This window comes from Candidatus Omnitrophota bacterium (genome assembly GCA_014728045.1).
In the GTDB taxonomy this organism is placed as follows: domain Bacteria; phylum Omnitrophota; class Gorgyraeia; order Tantalellales; family Tantalellaceae; genus WJMH01.
Window position 1 is genome coordinate 1 of sequence record WJMH01000025.1, and the last position, 16,924, is coordinate 16,924.

A 16,924-nucleotide genomic window follows, 5' to 3' on the forward strand; every position below is an offset into this window, starting at 1 on the left:
TGCAAAAGTCTTGATTGAAGTGAGTGGATTCTTAATCTCATGCGCCATGCCTGCGGCTAAAGTTGACACGGCTTTTAATTTCTCGCTTTTTTGAAGCTCTTCACGTAGCTTGATATTCTCTTCATTTATTTGATCAATTGACCCATGAAAAAAATATTTATCAAGAACACGCTGGATATAATTTTTGAGAGGAATAAAAATTATTGAGAAAAATGTGATTATTGAAATTGCTTTTATTGTTGAATGATAACCAACGAATCTTTTAAATAACTTTTCTAATATATATACCCCGATAAAATATAAAATAGTAATTACGGAGATCAGTATTGAATACAGCAAGGTCTTTTTAATTACAATATCTATTTCTAGTAAGCGGTGCTTGATGATGGCATATGCTAATATTGAAACAAAACATAGCATAAATAAATAACCTGATGGATAGATTTCAAGATTAAACTTTGCTAAAAAGTCAACTGATGCAAACAAAGCTATTACAAAAGCCCAAAAACAATATTTCAATTGAATATGCTTGAACAGTGGGATTGAATCTTTCTGTGACCCCCAAATATATTTATTGAGGTAATAGAGTGAAATCACATAAAAAGCAAAGAAAAGGAACAGGAAGGGATAGTAAGCGTAAGATATTGCTGGATAATATCCCCAAAAGAAAGTGTTTATGCCTTTGATGAAGAGATTGGTACGACTTAATATCAAAAATAAAAAGCTAAAAGAATAAGCGCACAAAATCAAAACATATTTCTTCTTATGAATGCCTATTAAGGATAATGTAAAATGTAATGTTGTGCTAGGGATAAAAATAATTCCAATATAAGTGAAACGCGCCCAAAACATTGCCATTTGAATGTTTTTGGATGAGAAAAGAACCCCAAAGCCCAGCAACCATATAAAAATACTGGATGAAAGCAAAAAGAATAATTTATTTGTTGTCGAAAAGCGATTGCGGGTAAAAACAAATAGTGCCAATGCTGCTATTGCAAGGCTTGTTGCAAACATTGGGATTGAATAGGGAGATATGCTCATTCTTTGTCTTACTCAAATTTAAAACTTTTCCGCTTTCTTCAATACTTCTTCGCTTTCAAAGGGTTTGGTGATATAGTCTATAGCCCCCAATTTTACTGCCTTAGAGGCTGTTTCAACACTCTGGTAGCCGGTAGCGATGATCACTCTGGTGTCAGGGGAAACTTTCCTGACTTCCTCCAATGTTTCCAGTCCATCTTTGGCCGGCATTTTGATGTCTAGTATCATACCGTCGAATTTCCCATCCTGTATTTTCCTCACGGCTTCGTTGCCGGAAGAAGCGAAGTCCAGTTCAAAAGAATCTTCAAGGATCAGTTTAAGAGATTCTCTTATGCCTTCTTCATCGTCACATATCAAAATTCTTTTACGGTTGTCCATTTGTTCCTCCTTAGCGAATAAGAATTCGGGTTTTTGTGTTTAAAGGGCCGGTGGCGAAATTATGCATATCGCTTCGGCATCCGTTTTACTCTTATTTTTGAAGGAATGTGATAAAGAAGCGTCAAAGTATAAACTATCTCCATTCTTTAGAGCATATGAATCGGAGCCTACGGTTGCTTCTATTGTTCCGCTGATCATGTATACGAATTTTTCGACACCGGGCTTATTCTTTTCTTTCTGAGTCTCGCCGCCGCTGGATATTCTGATCATAAGGGGCATGATCTTTTTGTCCATCGCGGTTTCAACGAGAAGTTCATATCTGGCTTTTTTCGAATGCATGAAGTGTTCTGTACGTCGTTTCTTCGGAACCGTTTCGATGGTTTTTGATTCTTCCTCGACTTCCCGGTAAAGTTCCGCGAGGGAAGTGTTGAGGGCCTTGCAGATCCTGTTATGTGAATCGAGCGTGCCTGTCATCTTATCGTTTTCCATGCGGCTTAAGGTAGCGAGGGCGACTCCGCTTTTTTCGGCGAGTTCTTCGAGCGTCATGCCTTTTTCTTTTCTTAGATGACGGATGCTTTTTCCGATCTTCATATGTATCTCCTTTCGCTGTTGCGGCAATATTACCAATAATATACAGCACATTTTGCTTATTATCAAATGAAATTTTTAATATGATTAAAAAAATCGGCCTGCTTGTCCTTCATAATTACTTATGCTACAATTAACATCTATGGGAAAAGAAAATATATATATCAAAGGGGCCCGGGAGCACAATCTCAAGAACATCAATGTTCAGATACCAAGAGACGTTATGTGTGTTATTACCGGGCTTTCCGGCTCCGGCAAATCGTCCCTTGCCTTTGACACCCTATATGCGGAAGGGCAGAGACGTTATGTGGAGTCCCTGTCTAGTTACGCAAGACAGTTCATCGAACAACTGCAAAAACCTCACATGGATTACATAGAGGGTCTTTCTCCGACCATAAGTATCGAACAAAGATCGGGGGGGCGTAACCCCAGGTCCACGGTGGGGACGCAAACCGAGATATACGATTATCTCAGGGTTCTTTTTTCCAGGATAGGCGTGCAGCATTGCCCCAATTGCGGCAAGGAGATCACAAGCCAGAGCTCGCAGCAGATAGTGGACCGCATCCTGTCACTGCCCGAAGGGTCCAGGATCTTGATCCTTGCTCCTCTTGTAAGGGGTAGAAAGGGCGAACATGTAGAGATAATGAAGAACGCCCGGAAAGAGGGGCTGATAAGAGTAAGGCTCGACGGGAATATCACGGATATAGGCGATAGTATACCTCGTCTGAACAAAAAGGTGAAACATACGATCGAAGCCGTTGTGGACCGTCTGGTGGTAAAACAGGGGATACGCTCAAGGCTTTCAGATTCGGTGGAGATAGCTCTTAAACTGGGCGAGGGCATTATCATTGTAGCCCCGGCGGAAAAAGGCCAGAAAGGACTGCCCCGGGATATCCTTTTCAGCGAGCAGAACGCGTGCGTAGAATGCGGGATAAGTTTTGAAAAACTCGCGCCGAGGAATTTTTCTTTCAACAGTCCTTACGGGGCATGTCCGGCGTGCAATGGTCTGGGCAATAAAATGGAAATAGATCTGGATTTGCTCATCCCGGATAAGTCAGAACCATTGTTAAAGGCCGTTGTTCCGTGGAAACGCGGCGGGAAGGGGATCGTGCTTCATTACCGCAGGCAGCTCAGAAAGCTGGCCCGTTACTGGGGATTTGATTATGACCAGCCTTTTGAGGACCTCTCCGCCAAGCAGAAAGAACTGGTCCTGTACGGTGATGATGAGACAGGCTTCGAAGGTGTCGTCCCGAACCTTGAGCGCAGGTTCCAGCATTCAGAAAGTGACTTTATCAAAGAAATGATAAGCAAATTCATGTCAGTTCAGCCGTGTCCGCAGTGCAAAGGCCAGAGACTCAGGGCCGAATCGCTGAATGTATTCATAGGCGGGAAGAATATAGCCGATGTGAGCAGTATGTCCATAATCCAGGCAAGGAAATATTTTTCAAAGCTTGAACTGGGACCCATGAAGAAGAAGATCGCCGAGGAATCACTCAAAGAAATACAGTCGAGACTTGATTTCATGGTCAATGTGGGTCTTGATTATCTTACTCTTGACAGGAAGAGTAATACCCTTTCGGGGGGTGAGGACCAGCGGATCCGTCTGGCGACGCAGATAGGCGCCGGGCTGGTGGGAGTTTTGTACGTTTTGGATGAACCCAGCATCGGATTGCACCAGAGGGACAATCAGAAACTTTTAGATACACTTTTCGCCCTGCGCGACCTGGGGAACACTCTTGTGGTGGTAGAACATGATGAGGCCACGATCAGGCGAGCTGACCACATTATAGATCTTGGTCCCGGGGCCGGGGAACACGGGGGCAGGATAGTCGCGGAGGGAAAACTGGAGGATATACTCAAGTCCGAAAGATCTCTCACCGGCAAGTATTTGCGGGGAGATTACAAGATAGAGGTGCCGGAGTTCCGGCGCAAAAGTGCTAAGAACAGAAGGCTTAAGATCGTCGGTGCCGCTGAACATAATCTACGGAACATAGACGTGCCGATACCCCTTGGAGTATTCAACTGTGTCACAGGGGTTTCAGGTTCCGGAAAAAGCACCTTGGTCGACGAGATACTCTACCGTGCCCTGGCCAAGAAGTTCTACCGGAGTAAGCTGAGGCCCGGGAAGCATAAAAGGATCAATGGTCTGCAGAATATCGACAAGGTCATCGTTATAGACCAGTCGCCGATCGGAAGGACCCCCAGGTCCAACCCAGCCACATACACCGGCGCTTTTGACCCCATACGCAAGCTTTTCAGCTCGCTACCTGAATCAAGGATGCGCGGCTATAAACCGGGCAGATTTAGTTTCAATGTAAAAGGCGGAAGGTGCGAAGCCTGCCAGGGGGACGGGGTCAAAAAGATAGAGATGCATTTTTTGCCAGATGTCTACGTGCAATGCCAGGTTTGTGACGGCAAACGCTTTAATGACCAAACGTTAGAGATCAGATATAAAGGCTACACCATTTCCGATATACTCGAGATGAGCGTCGAAGAAGCCCTAAGCGTATTCGAGAACATACCTTCTATAAGCAATAAGCTGATCACGCTGAACGATGTGGGCCTTGGGTATATCCGACTGGGGCAGCCGGCAACTACCTTGTCCGGGGGTGAAGCGCAGAGGGTAAAACTCTCGACGGAACTTTCCAAGACCGCAACGGGCAGGACTTTGTATATTCTTGACGAGCCAACAACCGGGCTCCACTTCGCTGATATACACAAGTTGCTTGATGTTCTTCATGCTCTTGTATCGACTGGCAATACCGTTCTTGTCATAGAACACAACCTTGATGTTATTAAATCCGCTGATAATATAATAGATCTGGGACCGGAAGGCGGAGATAAGGGAGGCAGGCTCGTCGCAACCGGAACTCCAGAGGATATAGCTCAAAATAAAAGCTCTTATACCGGTAAATATCTAAAAAAAGTCCTTTAAGTGAGTTCAATCCCCGGCCATAAATAAATATCTTGATGTAGCCTGTTTATTCTGTTAGCATAATACAAAACCCTTACCATATAATTAACCTATAATTGGCATATAAAAGATGAAAACCAACAGGATCATTTGCTTTTTGCTCACGGTTTTGCTATCGTGCTGGTGTTCTTTATCCGAGTGTGAGGAACAGGCAGTACACTCGGAACTGGATTTTGCCCGCAAAGCCATAAATGACGGTTTCTATGGCCTGGCTGAGTCAAAATTGAGCGCTTTGCTAGTGACGGGCATACCAAAACAGATCGAGGGTGAAGTACACCTTCTTTTGGGGCGGGTGTATTTCGAACAGGACCTACCGGCAAAAGCGCTCACCGAATTCAACCTTGTTCTCGATAATTTCCAGAAAGGAGAGCTGTCCGCTGCGGCCTCTTACTGGATTGCTGAAGTATATTTTGCCGAAGGGGACTATAAGCAAGCCCTCTCGCATTACCAGCAGGTGATGAAGTCCTACTCGACAAGCGAATATGCCCCTTTTGCTTATTATTCAGAAGCATGGTGCTATGAGAAAATGGGTGAATATCAGGTCGCAATTGAAGCTTTCCGGGAAGTGGTAGAACTGTATGACACGAGCGAGCTTGCCGTTAAAGCCAAGTACAAAATAGCAGAGATACTCTATAAGTCCAGCCTATACCGGGAGGCAATTACTGAACTCAAATCATTCGTCAAAGAGTATCCGGTGAACGAACGCATATTCGATGCCTATTATATGCTGGGGGACTGCCACTATAAACTTGAAGAGTTCCCGGAGGCAATAGTTGATCTCAAAAACGCGTTGCAGGGAAGGATCGACAAGCCCTGGTCGGCGATAGCCGAGTATAAGATAGCGCGGTCATATCTGGAGACAGGGGATCCCTCGACAGCTAAAGGATGGTTCGAGATGTCCGCCGAAGACGCCCGGCAGCCCTCAGCAAAGAGTGCTGCTTTGATGGGAGCGGCCAGCATCCATCTTAAGAATGCGGAAGAGGGGACTGACCCCGGTGCGATGGAAAATGCGATCGGATTGTACAACAGGATAATAGATAATATCCCACAGAACGAATGGACGGATGACGCGCATTACTGGAAGGGTGAGATCCTCTATAGGAAAGGCGAGCTGCGCGAGGCGGTTAATGTCTACGAGCAGGCCCTTAACAGGTTTCCTAACGGCGAGTTCTCTGATGAAATGAACTATAATCTCGGCTGGGTCTATCTTGGCCTTGGAGAAGAGCAAAATGCTCTTGAGTGTTTTGACAGGACCGTTGAGCGGTCGGATAACGAGGATCTTGTTGTCAGCGCTCTGTGCAGTATAGGTGATATCCTCCAGGGTTCCGGAAAGAACGATCAGGCCGTCGATGTCTATGACCGCGTCCTGAGGGACTTTCCCAACAGTATTCTGGCCGACAGCGCACAATACGAGGTAGGCACTTTGCTCAAGAAGATGAACAGGACGGACGCGGCGATCCTGGCGTTCCGTTCTCTGCTGGTCAATTTCCCCCGATCAGGACTCCTCGATAAAGCGCACTATCAGCTGGGGGAGCTATACGCCCAGAAGGGAGACTACGTTTCGTCGATCGGCCAGTACGATCGCATAATCAATGACTTCCGCAAGAGTGCGCTGGTGAATGAGGCCCGCCTGAAAAAAGCTAATTCACTTTATAATGCAGCCAGATATGACGAAGCCGCGAAGATATACGAGAAACTGATCAAGTTATCGGATATGGATGATGACCTCGCGCAAAGAGCCAGATATCACGCCGGCTGGACATATTATAAGATGGGTAAGGAGAAAAAAGCGCTTGAGATATTCGATCAGATCCCCGATCAGCCCGGCGGAAATCGTTTTTTACCCGGAGCGAAGCTCTGGTTTGGTGAATACTTCTACAAGAAAGGTGATTTTCAGAAAGCTCGGAGATATCTGAAAGAAGTTATCGACGAATATCCGGACAGTACTTTTGCTGATGATGCCGCATATACATTGGGATGGGCGCTATATGATGATGACCGTATCCAGGAAAGCCTTGAACAATTCCAGGGGATAGTGAAGGAGCGGCCCGGCAGTAAATGGGCGCCAAGGGCAATATTGGCTCTCGGGGATATCCATAAAAAGAAAGCGGATTACTTAAAGGCAGTATCCAAATATAAAACCCTCATTAAGAATTACCCCGATAGCGGCATAACGAATATCGCGAATAATCGCATCGGGCTTATTCTCAAACTGCAGGAGAAATATCCTCTGGCGGTTGAGTATTTCCGTGTAGCGCTTACCAGGGAGAATTCGGATATCAACGCCCAGATTCAGTTCGATATCGCGGAATGTCTGGAAAGAGCTGGCGATCTGGAAGAAGCGGTGGGGGCGTACATGAAAGTCGAGTATGACTATCCCCGCGGTGAATTCTGGGTTATGCGCGCGCATCTAAAGTGCGCCGAACTTCTTGAGAGAATGGGTGAATATAAAAGAGCCTTCACCATATACCAGAAACTCTCCGAAGGAGAGGGCCAGGAGGCTCGAATTGCCAAAGAGAAACTTAAACTTTTAGGTCAATATGCCAGATAATACCGAACTGGCAGTATGATGTCCAAAAGGAGGAAAAAAGATGTGGGATCTTATAGTTAAAGGCGGACCGTTGATGTTTCTTATAATCATGTGTTCAGTGATCGCTTTTGCGGTCGTTCTGGAGAAGCTGTGGCATTTGCGGCGAGCGGAAATAAATACCGAGGATTTCATGGAGGATATAGCCGAGACACTTAAACGGAATAGAATAGTCGAGGCGATAGATAAATGCAATGCCATGCCAGGGCCGATCGCGCAGATCCTGAAAGCGGGAATACTTAAACACGACAGACCCCGCACGGAAATCAAGGAAGCTATAGAAGACGCCGGACTTCATGAAGTGCCAAGACTTGAGAAGAACCTCAGTGCTCTGGCGACAATAGCCCATATAACTCCGCTATTGGGACTACTGGGTACCGTAACGGGTATGGTGCGCTCATTTCAGGTAATTGAACAGAAAGCCACTGCTTTAATGTCCGTGAACCCTGGAGACCTGGCCGGCGGGATATGGGAGGCGCTTATCACTACTGTAGCCGGTCTGGCTGTCGCTATACCCACTTACGTGGCCTATAATTTTCTGGTGAGCAAGGTTGACGGGTTCGTTCTGGAGATGGAGAAAAGCGCAACAGATGTCATAAACATACTCGGCATCAAGAGGGATGAAGATGAAATTTAAAAGAAAAGTATTTCTCGAAAAAGGACGCTTGGATATCACGCCGCTCATTGACGTGGTCTTTTTGCTTCTTATCTTTTTCATGCTTACCTCGAGCTTCATCTTTCAGCCGGGCATACGGGTTAACCTTCCCAAGGCTGTCACCAGCGAAGTACTGCACAAAGAGTTGTTGATAGTGACCGTAACAGAGGATAATCAGATACTTTTGAATGACAGGCCGGTCAGCAGCGATGAGCTCTTATCCCGGATAACAATGGCTGCCAGGGACGGTCAGTCTCTGCTCATTAGGTCTGATAAGAGAGCGGATATGGGCAAGGTTATCGAGGTCTGGGATATATGTAGGCGCATGGACATTAAACAGATCAACATCGCCACGACGCAATGACCATGATAAGCAGGAATCTGACAATAGCATTGGTTGTATCGCTGGCAGCGCATGTTTTCGGTGTGTCCGCGGTGAAAATCATCACTCCTGAGGACATGAGGCGAAAAGGCGCATATACCCGTGTAGATTTTCTCGGACCGCTTTTGAAGAAAACCGCCTTCGATATAATGCTTGAGAATATAGCGACGGTGAAGAGTACTACGTACAGGTTTTCTGATATAGATCCTCGAGAAGGCTATCTTCAGGTGGATATCTCCAGGAAGGAATCATTGGTTCCGGTCTTTCCGGATTACCAGGAAGAGAAGATGGACGTGCTCGTTCTTGATTATCTCAAGGAGACCAAGGCGGTCCCGAAACTCAATCTGGGCACCGGACAGAATAAATATCTACTGCCCGGATGGGGTGGCGCCCGGAGCTCTTCGAAAGAGCCCCGGAAAGTCATTTACAGGGCGGACCCACCGCTCATCATGAGCGGGTTCTACGGGGATAGATCGGCTTACGGCATAAGGATGAGCGTGTTGGTAGCCCCCGACGGCCAGGTCAAACAGGCCGAGCCGCTTACTACGACAGGCTACCCCCAGCTTGATATGATGATTTCGGAATTCGTGCGCAGCTGGATATTTGAACCAGCTCCGGAATATGATTACCGGGAGAAATGGCACGTTGTTGACGTTACTTTGAAGGCGGGTGCATACAGATGATAGAACTGGACATATCAATGGCACTTTTTCTGTATCTGCTTTTCACTGCCGTGTTCATACTGCTGCTATGGTCGTTCTTTGATTTCGGGACGAAACTGAAAACATTTTCTTCCGATGAAAAATATCTCTGGCATTGTCCCATATGCACTAATACATACGTGGACAGCAGGCATGATGATATATCAAAATGCCCGAGGTGCGGGAGTTACAATCAAAGAAGCAAATTAGAAGATTTTGACGGATATAAAGATCCAGCGAAAGCTGTGAAGGGAGGTGAAGGATGATAACTCAGATAGGCCTGGTTGCGGGAGATATATGGGATTATCTTGACAACCACAACGGAGAGGCAAGAATGGGTGACCTTACCAGTGATCTTAAGAAGGACCGGGATCTCGTGTTAATGAGCATAGGCTGGCTGGCCCGGGAAGGGCATATAGTTCTTGAGGGCAAGATGCCGAATTACACGGTGAAACTTTCCCATAACAAGGAGGAATAATGGTCGAGGATATCTCAAAAAAGCCTGAACTGCGGGAGGAACATTCGTTGCCGATCGATGACAGCAACGGAGGCCAAGAGGACCGTTTGCCCATTAAAGCTCCCCTGAGGGTGTTGAAGTTCCGCACGGTCAACAAGAAGTTCGGTTGGTGGGCCGCTGTCGTTCTTCTGGAAAGTTACGCAAAAAAACAGATTTGTTTCTATTTGTGGCAGAAGAAGGACGAAGGCTGGAAAAGGAAACAGAAGTTCGGCATTCATTCCCGGGAAGACTGGGAGATCATGAAAAAGTCCGTAGAGTCGTTCATCGGCGAGCTCGCTTGATAGGGAGCATGCCGGTACGACAATGTTATTCTAACTATGTTGACAGAAAAACCGCAGAAATTACCTGTTGTTTATTCGGACCTTTATTACGTGGACATCGGCGATCACGTGTTTCCCACGTCAAAGTACAAGATCCTGAAAAAGCGCATAGAGTCGGATGAGTTCGTGGGCGAAAGATGCGAATTGGTTGAGCCCGAACCTGTTACCGATGAAGAGGTGCTTAGTGTACACACCAAAGATTATATCGATAAACTCAGGACCGGTAATTTAAGCGTTGATGAAATCGTAATGATGGAGGTCCCGTATTCGGTTGAGCTGACAAAAGCTTCGTTCACCACTTGCGGCGGGACGCTCACCACGGCACGCCGTGCGCTGAGATCAAGGGCTGCGGTGCATCTTGGCGGCGGTTTTCATCATGCTTTTGCCGATCATGGCGAGGGTTTCTGCGTGCTGAATGATGTCGCAGTGACCGTTAAAGCGCTTCAAAACGAGGGAGTTATCAAAAGAGGCCTTATAATTGATTGCGACCTTCATCAGGGTAACGGCACGGCTTTCATCTTTCAGGATGACCCGACGGTTTTCACATTTTCCATGCATCAGCAGAACAATTATCCTTATCACAAGCCCGCCAGTGATGTGGACATAGGTCTGGCTGATTTTACGAAAGACAGTGAATATCTGGGGTATCTGTACGACCGGGCCCCGAAGATCATAAACACCTTCAAGCCGGATATAATAATTTACCTGGCCGGTGCGGACCCTTTCAAGGGCGATCAGCTGGGCAGGCTTTCCATCACGAAAGATGGTCTTAGGGAAAGGGACAATTTTATCTTTACCCAGGCCCTGAATTATGGCATTCCCGTTGCGGTAACGCTGGCCGGAGGCTACGCCGTTAACCGGGAAGATACCGTAGACATACATTACGCTACCGTCGAAGAAGGCGTAAATATCTTTACAGGAGAAAAATGAAGTATCTCGAAGCTTTACGTTTTAATGATTTATGTTATAATGTTCACCGTTTTTCCGGTGGGGCAGTAGCTCAGTTGGAAGAGCATCACGTTCGCAACGTGGGGGTCGTGGGTTCGAATCCCATCTGCTCCACCACTTTTGGTGCCGCCGGGAAGAGAGGGCCCTGCTCTCTAAATCCCATCCTGCGCTCCGTGCTGTTAATACTTTTCATAGCACTGGGCATTCTTATGCCATCAGGTTGTCTGCTTTCCACCGCTTACGCTCAACAGGATCCCATCCGTGTTAAGGTTGAGGTCGTAGCGGTGGCGAATCTTGATCAACAGGCCGAAAGGCATCTGGACAACGCTTTCGGGAAACTTCCAGATATCCAGCTTGTCGAGGAATCCCCCGAAATATACATACATGTTATTGTGCGCAGACTTGTCACCAACAGGGGAAGGCGGCTGGGATATGTTATAGCCTCCGCCAGTTCGGAGATACTGAATATCCCTCTCGAAGATAATCCCCTGATATGCAGCAATTATTACGGATTGTGGCTTGAGACCGGACCGGACTTGGGTAACCTGTGCTACCAATGCGTGGAGGCCATGAACGCGGGTGTTTTCGAAGGTCTCCGGGAACAAACCTCCGCTCAGCTCGAGGAGCCTATCACTGACGAATTTATCGACCAGGATTTTTGATGAAGATAAAACACATACTGATAGTATTCTTCCTGTTATCTTTTGTTTTTCCCGTACGGGACCTGGATGCAAAACACGCAGACCTGGCGGGCAGGTGGTATTCCCCCGTTCCTGAACGTTTGAGGGCGGAGCTTGAAGGTTATCTGGATAAGGCCCGTCCCGGCAAATTGAATGGCAGGGTTATAGGGGTTATAGCACCTCACGCGGGCTACAGGTATTCGGGGCCTGTGGCGGCATTTGCTTTTAAGGCTCTCATGGAAAATCCCCCCGAAAAGCTTGTGATTGTCGGGTTTACTCACAGAAGATATTTCCCGAACAGGATTTCCGTCCTCACGGATGAATATTTCGTCACTCCCTTAGGCAAAGCCCACATAGACAGACCCCTTTCCGAGGAGCTCATCTCTTACAGTGAGCGGATCGGGTATATGCCCCAGGCTTTTATATCGGAAAATTCCGTGGAGATGGAAGTGCCTTTCGCGCAGGTCGCGCTGGATGATCCGCGACTGGTCCTGGTAGCACTTGGCGACCAGTCCAAGGCCAACTCCGACCATCTGGCCGATGCTTTGTACGAAGTCCTGAAAGACGAGGAGAATTATGCCATTCTGGCGAGCGCCGACATGTGTCACCACAAGCCTTACGATGTGGCCAAGAGGATCGATGCCGACACGATCGAAGCTATAGAGACTTTTGACCCGGACAGGTTTTACGCAAAGAGCTTAAGGGACGAAAATGACCAGAGGATGTGCGGGTACGGGGCTGTTTACGCCGTGATGAAAGCATCCAAAAGGCTGGGGGCTGACAAGGTGAAGCTGCTCAAATACGCTAATTCGGGCGATACCTCCGGCATGAAAGACAGGGTAGTAGGCTATATGAGCGCGGCTTTCATTAAGAGCGATATCTCAGATGACAGAGAACGGTCCACGGGAAAAGACAAGGAGACCAGTATGTACGATAAATCCCAGAGAAAAGAGCTTTTGAAGATAGCCAGAGATACTATCAGGCATTATCTGGAAACGGGCGAAAGGCTGGAAGTAGAGGTTGTAGACGAGGCTCTCCAGCAGGAGATGGGCGCTTTCGTGACCCTGCACAAGAACGGTGCGTTGAGGGGATGCATAGGCCACATGGTGGCTAAAGGGCCTCTTTACCTTGCGGTCCGGGATATGGCCATAGCAGCAGCGGTGGAGGACCCCAGGTTCCCTCCTCTAAAAGCGAGTGAACTGGACGAAGTGGATATAGAGATATCCGCGCTTTCGCCTATGGTGAAGATCGAGGATCATGAAGACATAGAGATGGGCAAGCACGGCGTAATGGTTCGTATGGGGTGGAGAAGCGGTGTATACCTGCCTCAGGTTGCCGAAGAGACCGGCTGGAGCAGGGAACAGTTCATGAACAGCCTGTGTGCGCATAAAGCCGGCATCCCGCCGAACGCCTGGAAGACCGGTCAATGCGACATCTACGTATTCACGGCTGAAGTTTTCGGTGAAAAAGAGTTATCCGAATGAGCAGGTTTTTTGTATCTCCCCAAAAAGTGCGCGATAATAAGATCCTGATAGACGGTGAAGAGGCCCACCACATCCTCGATGTGATGAGGATGCAGGACGGGGATAATGTGACCGTTTTTGACGGCACAGGCAATGAATATTCCGGATTTATAGAGAACAGCGACAGGGCGGCCGGAAGACTTACGGTCCGCATAGTCCGTACCGATAAACCGTCCGCCCGGCGAATGCCGCGGGTGACTTTGGCCCAGGCTATTCCCAAAAAGTCCAAAATGGATTACATTGTCGAAAAAGCCACAGAACTGGGAGTGAACCGTATCATACCTTTGGTTACTAAAAGAACTATCGTAAGACCGGATGACCGCCGGAGGGCCAAAAAAGTTGATAGGTGGAAAAAACTGGCAGTAGAGGCGGCAAAACAGTGCGGCCGGACGGATGTTCCTGAAATTGAACAGATCACCCAATTCAGTGATATGGTTAGCAGGATGGACCAGTATGACCTTGTTCTTTTTGCCTCTCTGAGGGATGATACCATACCGCTCAGGCAGTCTCTGGAAGGTTTCAAAAACGGAGATATACTTGTGTTTATCGGACCGGAAGGAGATTTTACCCCCGAAGAAGCTGAAATGGCCTGTGCGGGCAATTGCAGGTTCGTCTCTCTGGGTGACAGAGTTTTAAAAAGCGATACCGCCGGTCTGGCCCTTCTATCCGTTCTGGATTATGAATTTTCAGAATAAAGCCCGCAGTATTCACCAAAACAATTATGGAAAAGATCAAATTCGCGGTAAAAGCACTTGGTTGCAAGGTCAACCAATATGAAGAGCAGCTGATAAGGGAGAACCTTTCCGGTCTGGGATTTGCAGAATCGGACCCCGGTCAGGCTGATATTATTATCCTAAATTCCTGCACCGTCACGGATACGGCTGATGCGAAAACACGCAAGCTCATAAGAAAGGTCAAGAAGGACAATCCGCGAGCGAAAGTTTTCGTAACCGGGTGCTATGCCGTGTTACAGGAGGACATTAAACGGCTTGAGGCCATGCCGCAGGTCGAAGGGGTCATACCTGGCGGGGATAAGCAGATGATACCTTTGATCATGAAAAAGCTCTTCAATGTCGGGGCCGCCCTGCAGCCTAGGTACGGCATATCGGTTTTCAGTGACCACACAAGGGCTTTCCTGAAGATACAGGATGGATGCGACCAGAACTGTTCTTATTGCAAGGTGAACGTGGTAAGGGGACCTTCTCGCAGCAGAGCGGAAGACCATATTCTAGAAGAGGCTAAGCGTTTCATATCGGCCGGTTACAGGGAAATAGTGCTTACGGGCATATGCCTCGGGTCCTGGCAGGGGAGCAGGGGGCAGGCTTTACCCGCGCTTATAGATGAGATAAGCCGAATAAAGGGGGATTTCAGGATAAGGTTAAGTTCCCTTGAGCCCAACCACATAACAGATGATCTTATCAGCAGCATAGCCGGAAGCGGGAAGATCTCCAGACATCTGCATATACCCCTTCAGAGCGGTTCAGACAGGATCCTGCGCCTGATGAAAAGAAGGTATAGCGCTGCTCAGTACCGGGAACTTATCGATAAAGTGCGCCGAAAGATACCTTTAGTGGGGCTGACCATGGATGTGATATCGGGTTTTCCCGGGGAAACAGAGGAGGATTTTGCCCTCTCACGGGAACTCGTTGAACAGCTCGGGCCTTCACGTCTGCATGTTTTCAGATATAGTGACAGGAATGGGACCAGTGCATCTGGATTCAAGGATAAGGTCAGGGGTGATCTGGCAAAGCGGCGAGTGGGCGAGCTAATTAATATTGGAAAGCTCCTGCAGGCCGAATTCGGCAGAAAGTTCATCGGGCGGGAAGTCCAGGTCCTTTCGGAGATAACAAAGCCCGGGGAATATACCGAAGGTTACAGCGGAGAGTATCTCAGGGTACGGATTAGCGGCCATAATCTCCCGGAGGGGCAGATCCTAACAGCATTGATAGAAGGATATAACAGCAATTCGTCATGTCTGGTTGGAAAACTCGCAGAAATCTGAAATAATCAGCGGATGTTAGTCGAACAAAAACTGTAAACTCCTTTTATCCTAGTATTTTGACTTCATATAAATTATATGATATACTCTTTTTTCCGTTAGGGAGGAATGCCTTTGCCTTCAATATTTGAACAAATAAACTGGCTTGATATAGTTTTTATAATCCTTTTACTGGGAATGGTTTATAAAGGGCTCAGGACCGGTGTAGGCACCCAGGTTCTTTCTTTGCTCGGCTGGTTTATATTGCTTTTCTTTTCAATAGGTTATTACGGTTATTTTTCACAGGCTATTTTTGGATTTCTGCTCCAGAAATGGGCAAAACCTTTATCATTTTTCTTGATAGCTTCGATCATATTCATAATTATCAAACTTGTTGAAAGAATATTCAATGTAATGCATTCGGAGGAGGTCGTTTCGATAGAACGTTTGGGTGGGGCGGTCCTTGCCAGTTTTAGGGCTTTCATGTTCTTCGGGGCCATAAGCATACTTTTACTGCTTATTCCGGTTGAAAGTGTCAAGGCCGCTGCCGTGGCAGACTCGAAAACTTCCATGTTCTTCGTTAAGCTGGACGCCCAGCTTTATAGCTGGATGACAAAGCTTGTTAACGGTCCGGAAGCCAAGGAACGTGAACAGATCGTTGAATCGTTATTAAGAGCGCAAGAAGAAGGGAACGGTACAGATGAAGCTTAAGACCATGTATGAACAGGCTGTAAGAAAAGGCATGAAAGAGGACCAAAGGCCCAAAAAAGCCATCGAGGAGGCGTTGAAGGAAGCTAAGAAGGAATACCGCCAGGCGAAGGGGGTCGACAAGTCAACTTTTGACAAGGAAAGGTTCAAAAACCCTTACGCAGATACCCGGATACTTAATGGCACTGGCGAGGAGCAGGTCAAGACCGTTTTGGCCGGCATAGATATAGGCGTGCCCGAACTTCTTCTCGCGGACAGATTGAGGGAAAAAGGCGTGAAGATAGATCTGGTTCTTTCCCACCATCCCTCGGGCAGGGGCTTGGCTCAACTGCATAAGGTCATGGGAATACAGCCCACCCTCTGGCAGAAATACGGCCTTTCAACCGAGATCGCCACGGGTATCATGAAAGAGCGGATAAGCCAGGTGGAGCGCGGCCTTTCACCGGTCAATCATAACCAGGCGGTTGACGCGGCTAAACTTCTGGAGATACCTTTCATGTGTACGCATACCGCTGCGGATAATTGCGTGGCCAGATATCTTCAGAACATTTTCGATAAGAAAAAACCAAAAAAGCTCAAAAATGTGCTCAACATACTTAAGAGGATGCCCGAGTACAAGGATGCCATGAAGGTGAGCGCAGGCCCCTATATCCTGATTGGCAAGGAGAAGGACGAGGCTGGCAAGATCTTCATCGACATGACCGGCGGCACTTCCGGCCCCAAAAGGCTTTTCGGGAGACTTTCGCAGGCGGGGGTTAAGACGATAATCGGGATGCATTGCAAGGAAGAATCTTTCAAGGTGGCCAAGAGCGAGTTCATCAACTACGTTATAGCCGGACATATTTCCAGCGATAACCTCGGGATGAACCTTCTGCTCGATTCCATCGAAAAAAAGGGAAAACTGAAATTCATAGAATGCTCCGGGTTCAGGAGGTTCAGACGATAAT

Annotated in this window: 18 protein-coding genes and 1 tRNA gene; 16 read left to right on the plus strand and 3 right to left on the minus strand. The window is 47.4% G+C overall.

All coding sequences use genetic code 11. The annotated features are described in order from the left end of the window. The 3 genes from GF409_08500 to GF409_08510 form a co-directional block, all read right to left on the minus strand. Nucleotides 1-1,041 (minus strand): hypothetical protein (locus GF409_08500; GenBank protein MBD3427242.1); only part of this gene is annotated, 1,041 nt, incomplete at its 3' end. 18 nt (nt 1,042-1,059) lie between these two features. Next, a complete protein-coding gene (locus tag GF409_08505) occupies nt 1,060-1,416 on the minus strand; it encodes a response regulator (protein ID MBD3427243.1) in 357 nt (118 codons plus the stop codon). 39 nt (nt 1,417-1,455) lie between these two features. Further along, nucleotides 1,456-2,073: a cupin domain-containing protein gene (locus GF409_08510; GenBank protein MBD3427244.1), complete on the minus strand. Its 618-nt coding sequence runs from the start codon at nt 2,071-2,073 to the stop codon at nt 1,456-1,458. Between the two features lie 73 nt (nt 2,074-2,146). Between GF409_08510 and uvrA the strand changes: the two genes are divergently transcribed. The 16 genes from uvrA to GF409_08590 all read left to right on the plus strand — a co-directional run bounded on the left by uvrA (nt 2,147) and on the right by GF409_08590 (nt 16,923). Next, entirely contained in the window at nt 2,147-4,939 is a 2,793-nt protein-coding gene (uvrA, locus tag GF409_08515; GenBank protein MBD3427245.1) for an excinuclease ABC subunit UvrA, read from the plus strand. A 109-nt stretch (nt 4,940-5,048) separates the two neighbouring features. Then, a complete protein-coding gene (locus GF409_08520) occupies nt 5,049-7,529 on the plus strand; it encodes a tetratricopeptide repeat protein (protein ID MBD3427246.1) in 2,481 nt (826 codons plus the stop codon). Nucleotides 7,530-7,569: 40 nt separating this feature from the next. Then, entirely contained in the window at nt 7,570-8,202 is a 633-nt protein-coding gene (locus GF409_08525) for a MotA/TolQ/ExbB proton channel family protein (GenBank protein MBD3427247.1), read from the plus strand. Further along, nucleotides 8,186-8,584, plus strand: a complete 399-nt coding sequence (locus tag GF409_08530; protein ID MBD3427248.1) for a hypothetical protein — start codon at nt 8,186-8,188, stop codon at nt 8,582-8,584. The genes GF409_08525 and GF409_08530 overlap by 17 nt, the downstream gene beginning before the upstream one ends. Next, the gene (locus GF409_08535; GenBank protein ID MBD3427249.1) at nt 8,581-9,285 is read left to right on the plus strand and encodes a hypothetical protein; all 705 of its coding nucleotides are present in this window, start codon (nt 8,581-8,583) and stop codon (nt 9,283-9,285) included. Before GF409_08530 ends, GF409_08535 begins: the two co-directional genes overlap by 4 nt. Then, nucleotides 9,282-9,569 (plus strand): hypothetical protein, encoded by a 288-nt coding sequence (locus tag GF409_08540; protein ID MBD3427250.1) that lies wholly within the window; start codon nt 9,282-9,284, stop codon nt 9,567-9,569. Before GF409_08535 ends, GF409_08540 begins: the two co-directional genes overlap by 4 nt. Continuing rightward, on the plus strand, nt 9,566-9,781 hold the full coding sequence (locus GF409_08545; protein ID MBD3427251.1) for a hypothetical protein: 216 nt from the start codon (nt 9,566-9,568) through the stop codon (nt 9,779-9,781). The genes GF409_08540 and GF409_08545 overlap by 4 nt, the downstream gene beginning before the upstream one ends. After that, the gene (locus tag GF409_08550) at nt 9,781-10,101 is read left to right on the plus strand and encodes a hypothetical protein (protein ID MBD3427252.1); all 321 of its coding nucleotides are present in this window, start codon (nt 9,781-9,783) and stop codon (nt 10,099-10,101) included. Before GF409_08545 ends, GF409_08550 begins: the two co-directional genes overlap by 1 nt. 36 nt (nt 10,102-10,137) lie before the next feature. Further along, nucleotides 10,138-11,070: a histone deacetylase gene (locus GF409_08555; protein MBD3427253.1), complete on the plus strand. Its 933-nt coding sequence runs from the start codon at nt 10,138-10,140 to the stop codon at nt 11,068-11,070. A gap of 59 nt (nt 11,071-11,129) precedes the next feature. Then, nucleotides 11,130-11,205 (plus strand) — tRNA-Ala (locus tag GF409_08560). Nucleotides 11,206-11,261: 56 nt separating this feature from the next. Next, nucleotides 11,262-11,750, plus strand: coding sequence for a hypothetical protein (locus tag GF409_08565; GenBank protein MBD3427254.1), 489 nt, complete (start codon nt 11,262-11,264; stop codon nt 11,748-11,750). Then, nucleotides 11,750-13,252, plus strand: a complete 1,503-nt coding sequence (gene amrB, locus GF409_08570; protein MBD3427255.1) for an AmmeMemoRadiSam system protein B — start codon at nt 11,750-11,752, stop codon at nt 13,250-13,252. Before GF409_08565 ends, amrB begins: the two co-directional genes overlap by 1 nt. After that, nucleotides 13,249-13,986: a 16S rRNA (uracil(1498)-N(3))-methyltransferase gene (locus tag GF409_08575; protein ID MBD3427256.1), complete on the plus strand. Its 738-nt coding sequence runs from the start codon at nt 13,249-13,251 to the stop codon at nt 13,984-13,986. Before amrB ends, GF409_08575 begins: the two co-directional genes overlap by 4 nt. Before the next feature lie 26 nt (nt 13,987-14,012). Next, nucleotides 14,013-15,293, plus strand: coding sequence for a tRNA (N(6)-L-threonylcarbamoyladenosine(37)-C(2))-methylthiotransferase MtaB (gene mtaB, locus GF409_08580; GenBank protein MBD3427257.1), 1,281 nt, complete (start codon nt 14,013-14,015; stop codon nt 15,291-15,293). A gap of 105 nt (nt 15,294-15,398) precedes the next feature. Then, nucleotides 15,399-15,980: a hypothetical protein gene (locus tag GF409_08585; GenBank protein MBD3427258.1), complete on the plus strand. Its 582-nt coding sequence runs from the start codon at nt 15,399-15,401 to the stop codon at nt 15,978-15,980. Beyond that, nucleotides 15,970-16,923, plus strand: coding sequence for an NGG1p interacting factor NIF3 (locus GF409_08590; protein ID MBD3427259.1), 954 nt, complete (start codon nt 15,970-15,972; stop codon nt 16,921-16,923). The genes GF409_08585 and GF409_08590 overlap by 11 nt, the downstream gene beginning before the upstream one ends. Nucleotide 16,924 lies beyond the last annotated feature (1 nt).

Coding starts and splice junctions, on each gene's coding strand:
- GF409_08590 (MBD3427259.1), top strand. CDS start 15,970: ATGAAGCTTAAGACCATGTATGAACAGGCTGTAAGAAAAGGCATGAAA.
- GF409_08520 (MBD3427246.1), top strand. CDS start 5,049: ATGAAAACCAACAGGATCATTTGCTTTTTGCTCACGGTTTTGCTATCG.
- GF409_08540 (MBD3427250.1), top strand. CDS start 9,282: ATGATAGAACTGGACATATCAATGGCACTTTTTCTGTATCTGCTTTTC.
- GF409_08575 (MBD3427256.1), top strand. CDS start 13,249: ATGAGCAGGTTTTTTGTATCTCCCCAAAAAGTGCGCGATAATAAGATC.
- GF409_08555 (MBD3427253.1), top strand. CDS start 10,138: ATGTTGACAGAAAAACCGCAGAAATTACCTGTTGTTTATTCGGACCTT.
- GF409_08585 (MBD3427258.1), top strand. CDS start 15,399: ATGCCTTTGCCTTCAATATTTGAACAAATAAACTGGCTTGATATAGTT.
- mtaB (MBD3427257.1), top strand. CDS start 14,013: ATGGAAAAGATCAAATTCGCGGTAAAAGCACTTGGTTGCAAGGTCAAC.
- GF409_08535 (MBD3427249.1), top strand. CDS start 8,581: ATGACCATGATAAGCAGGAATCTGACAATAGCATTGGTTGTATCGCTG.
- GF409_08530 (MBD3427248.1), top strand. CDS start 8,186: ATGAAGATGAAATTTAAAAGAAAAGTATTTCTCGAAAAAGGACGCTTG.
- amrB (MBD3427255.1), top strand. CDS start 11,750: ATGAAGATAAAACACATACTGATAGTATTCTTCCTGTTATCTTTTGTT.
- GF409_08545 (MBD3427251.1), top strand. CDS start 9,566: ATGATAACTCAGATAGGCCTGGTTGCGGGAGATATATGGGATTATCTT.
- GF409_08550 (MBD3427252.1), top strand. CDS start 9,781: ATGGTCGAGGATATCTCAAAAAAGCCTGAACTGCGGGAGGAACATTCG.
- GF409_08525 (MBD3427247.1), top strand. CDS start 7,570: ATGTGGGATCTTATAGTTAAAGGCGGACCGTTGATGTTTCTTATAATC.
- uvrA (MBD3427245.1), top strand. CDS start 2,147: ATGGGAAAAGAAAATATATATATCAAAGGGGCCCGGGAGCACAATCTC.
- GF409_08505 (MBD3427243.1), bottom strand. CDS start 1,416: ATGGACAACCGTAAAAGAATTTTGATATGTGACGATGAAGAAGGCATA.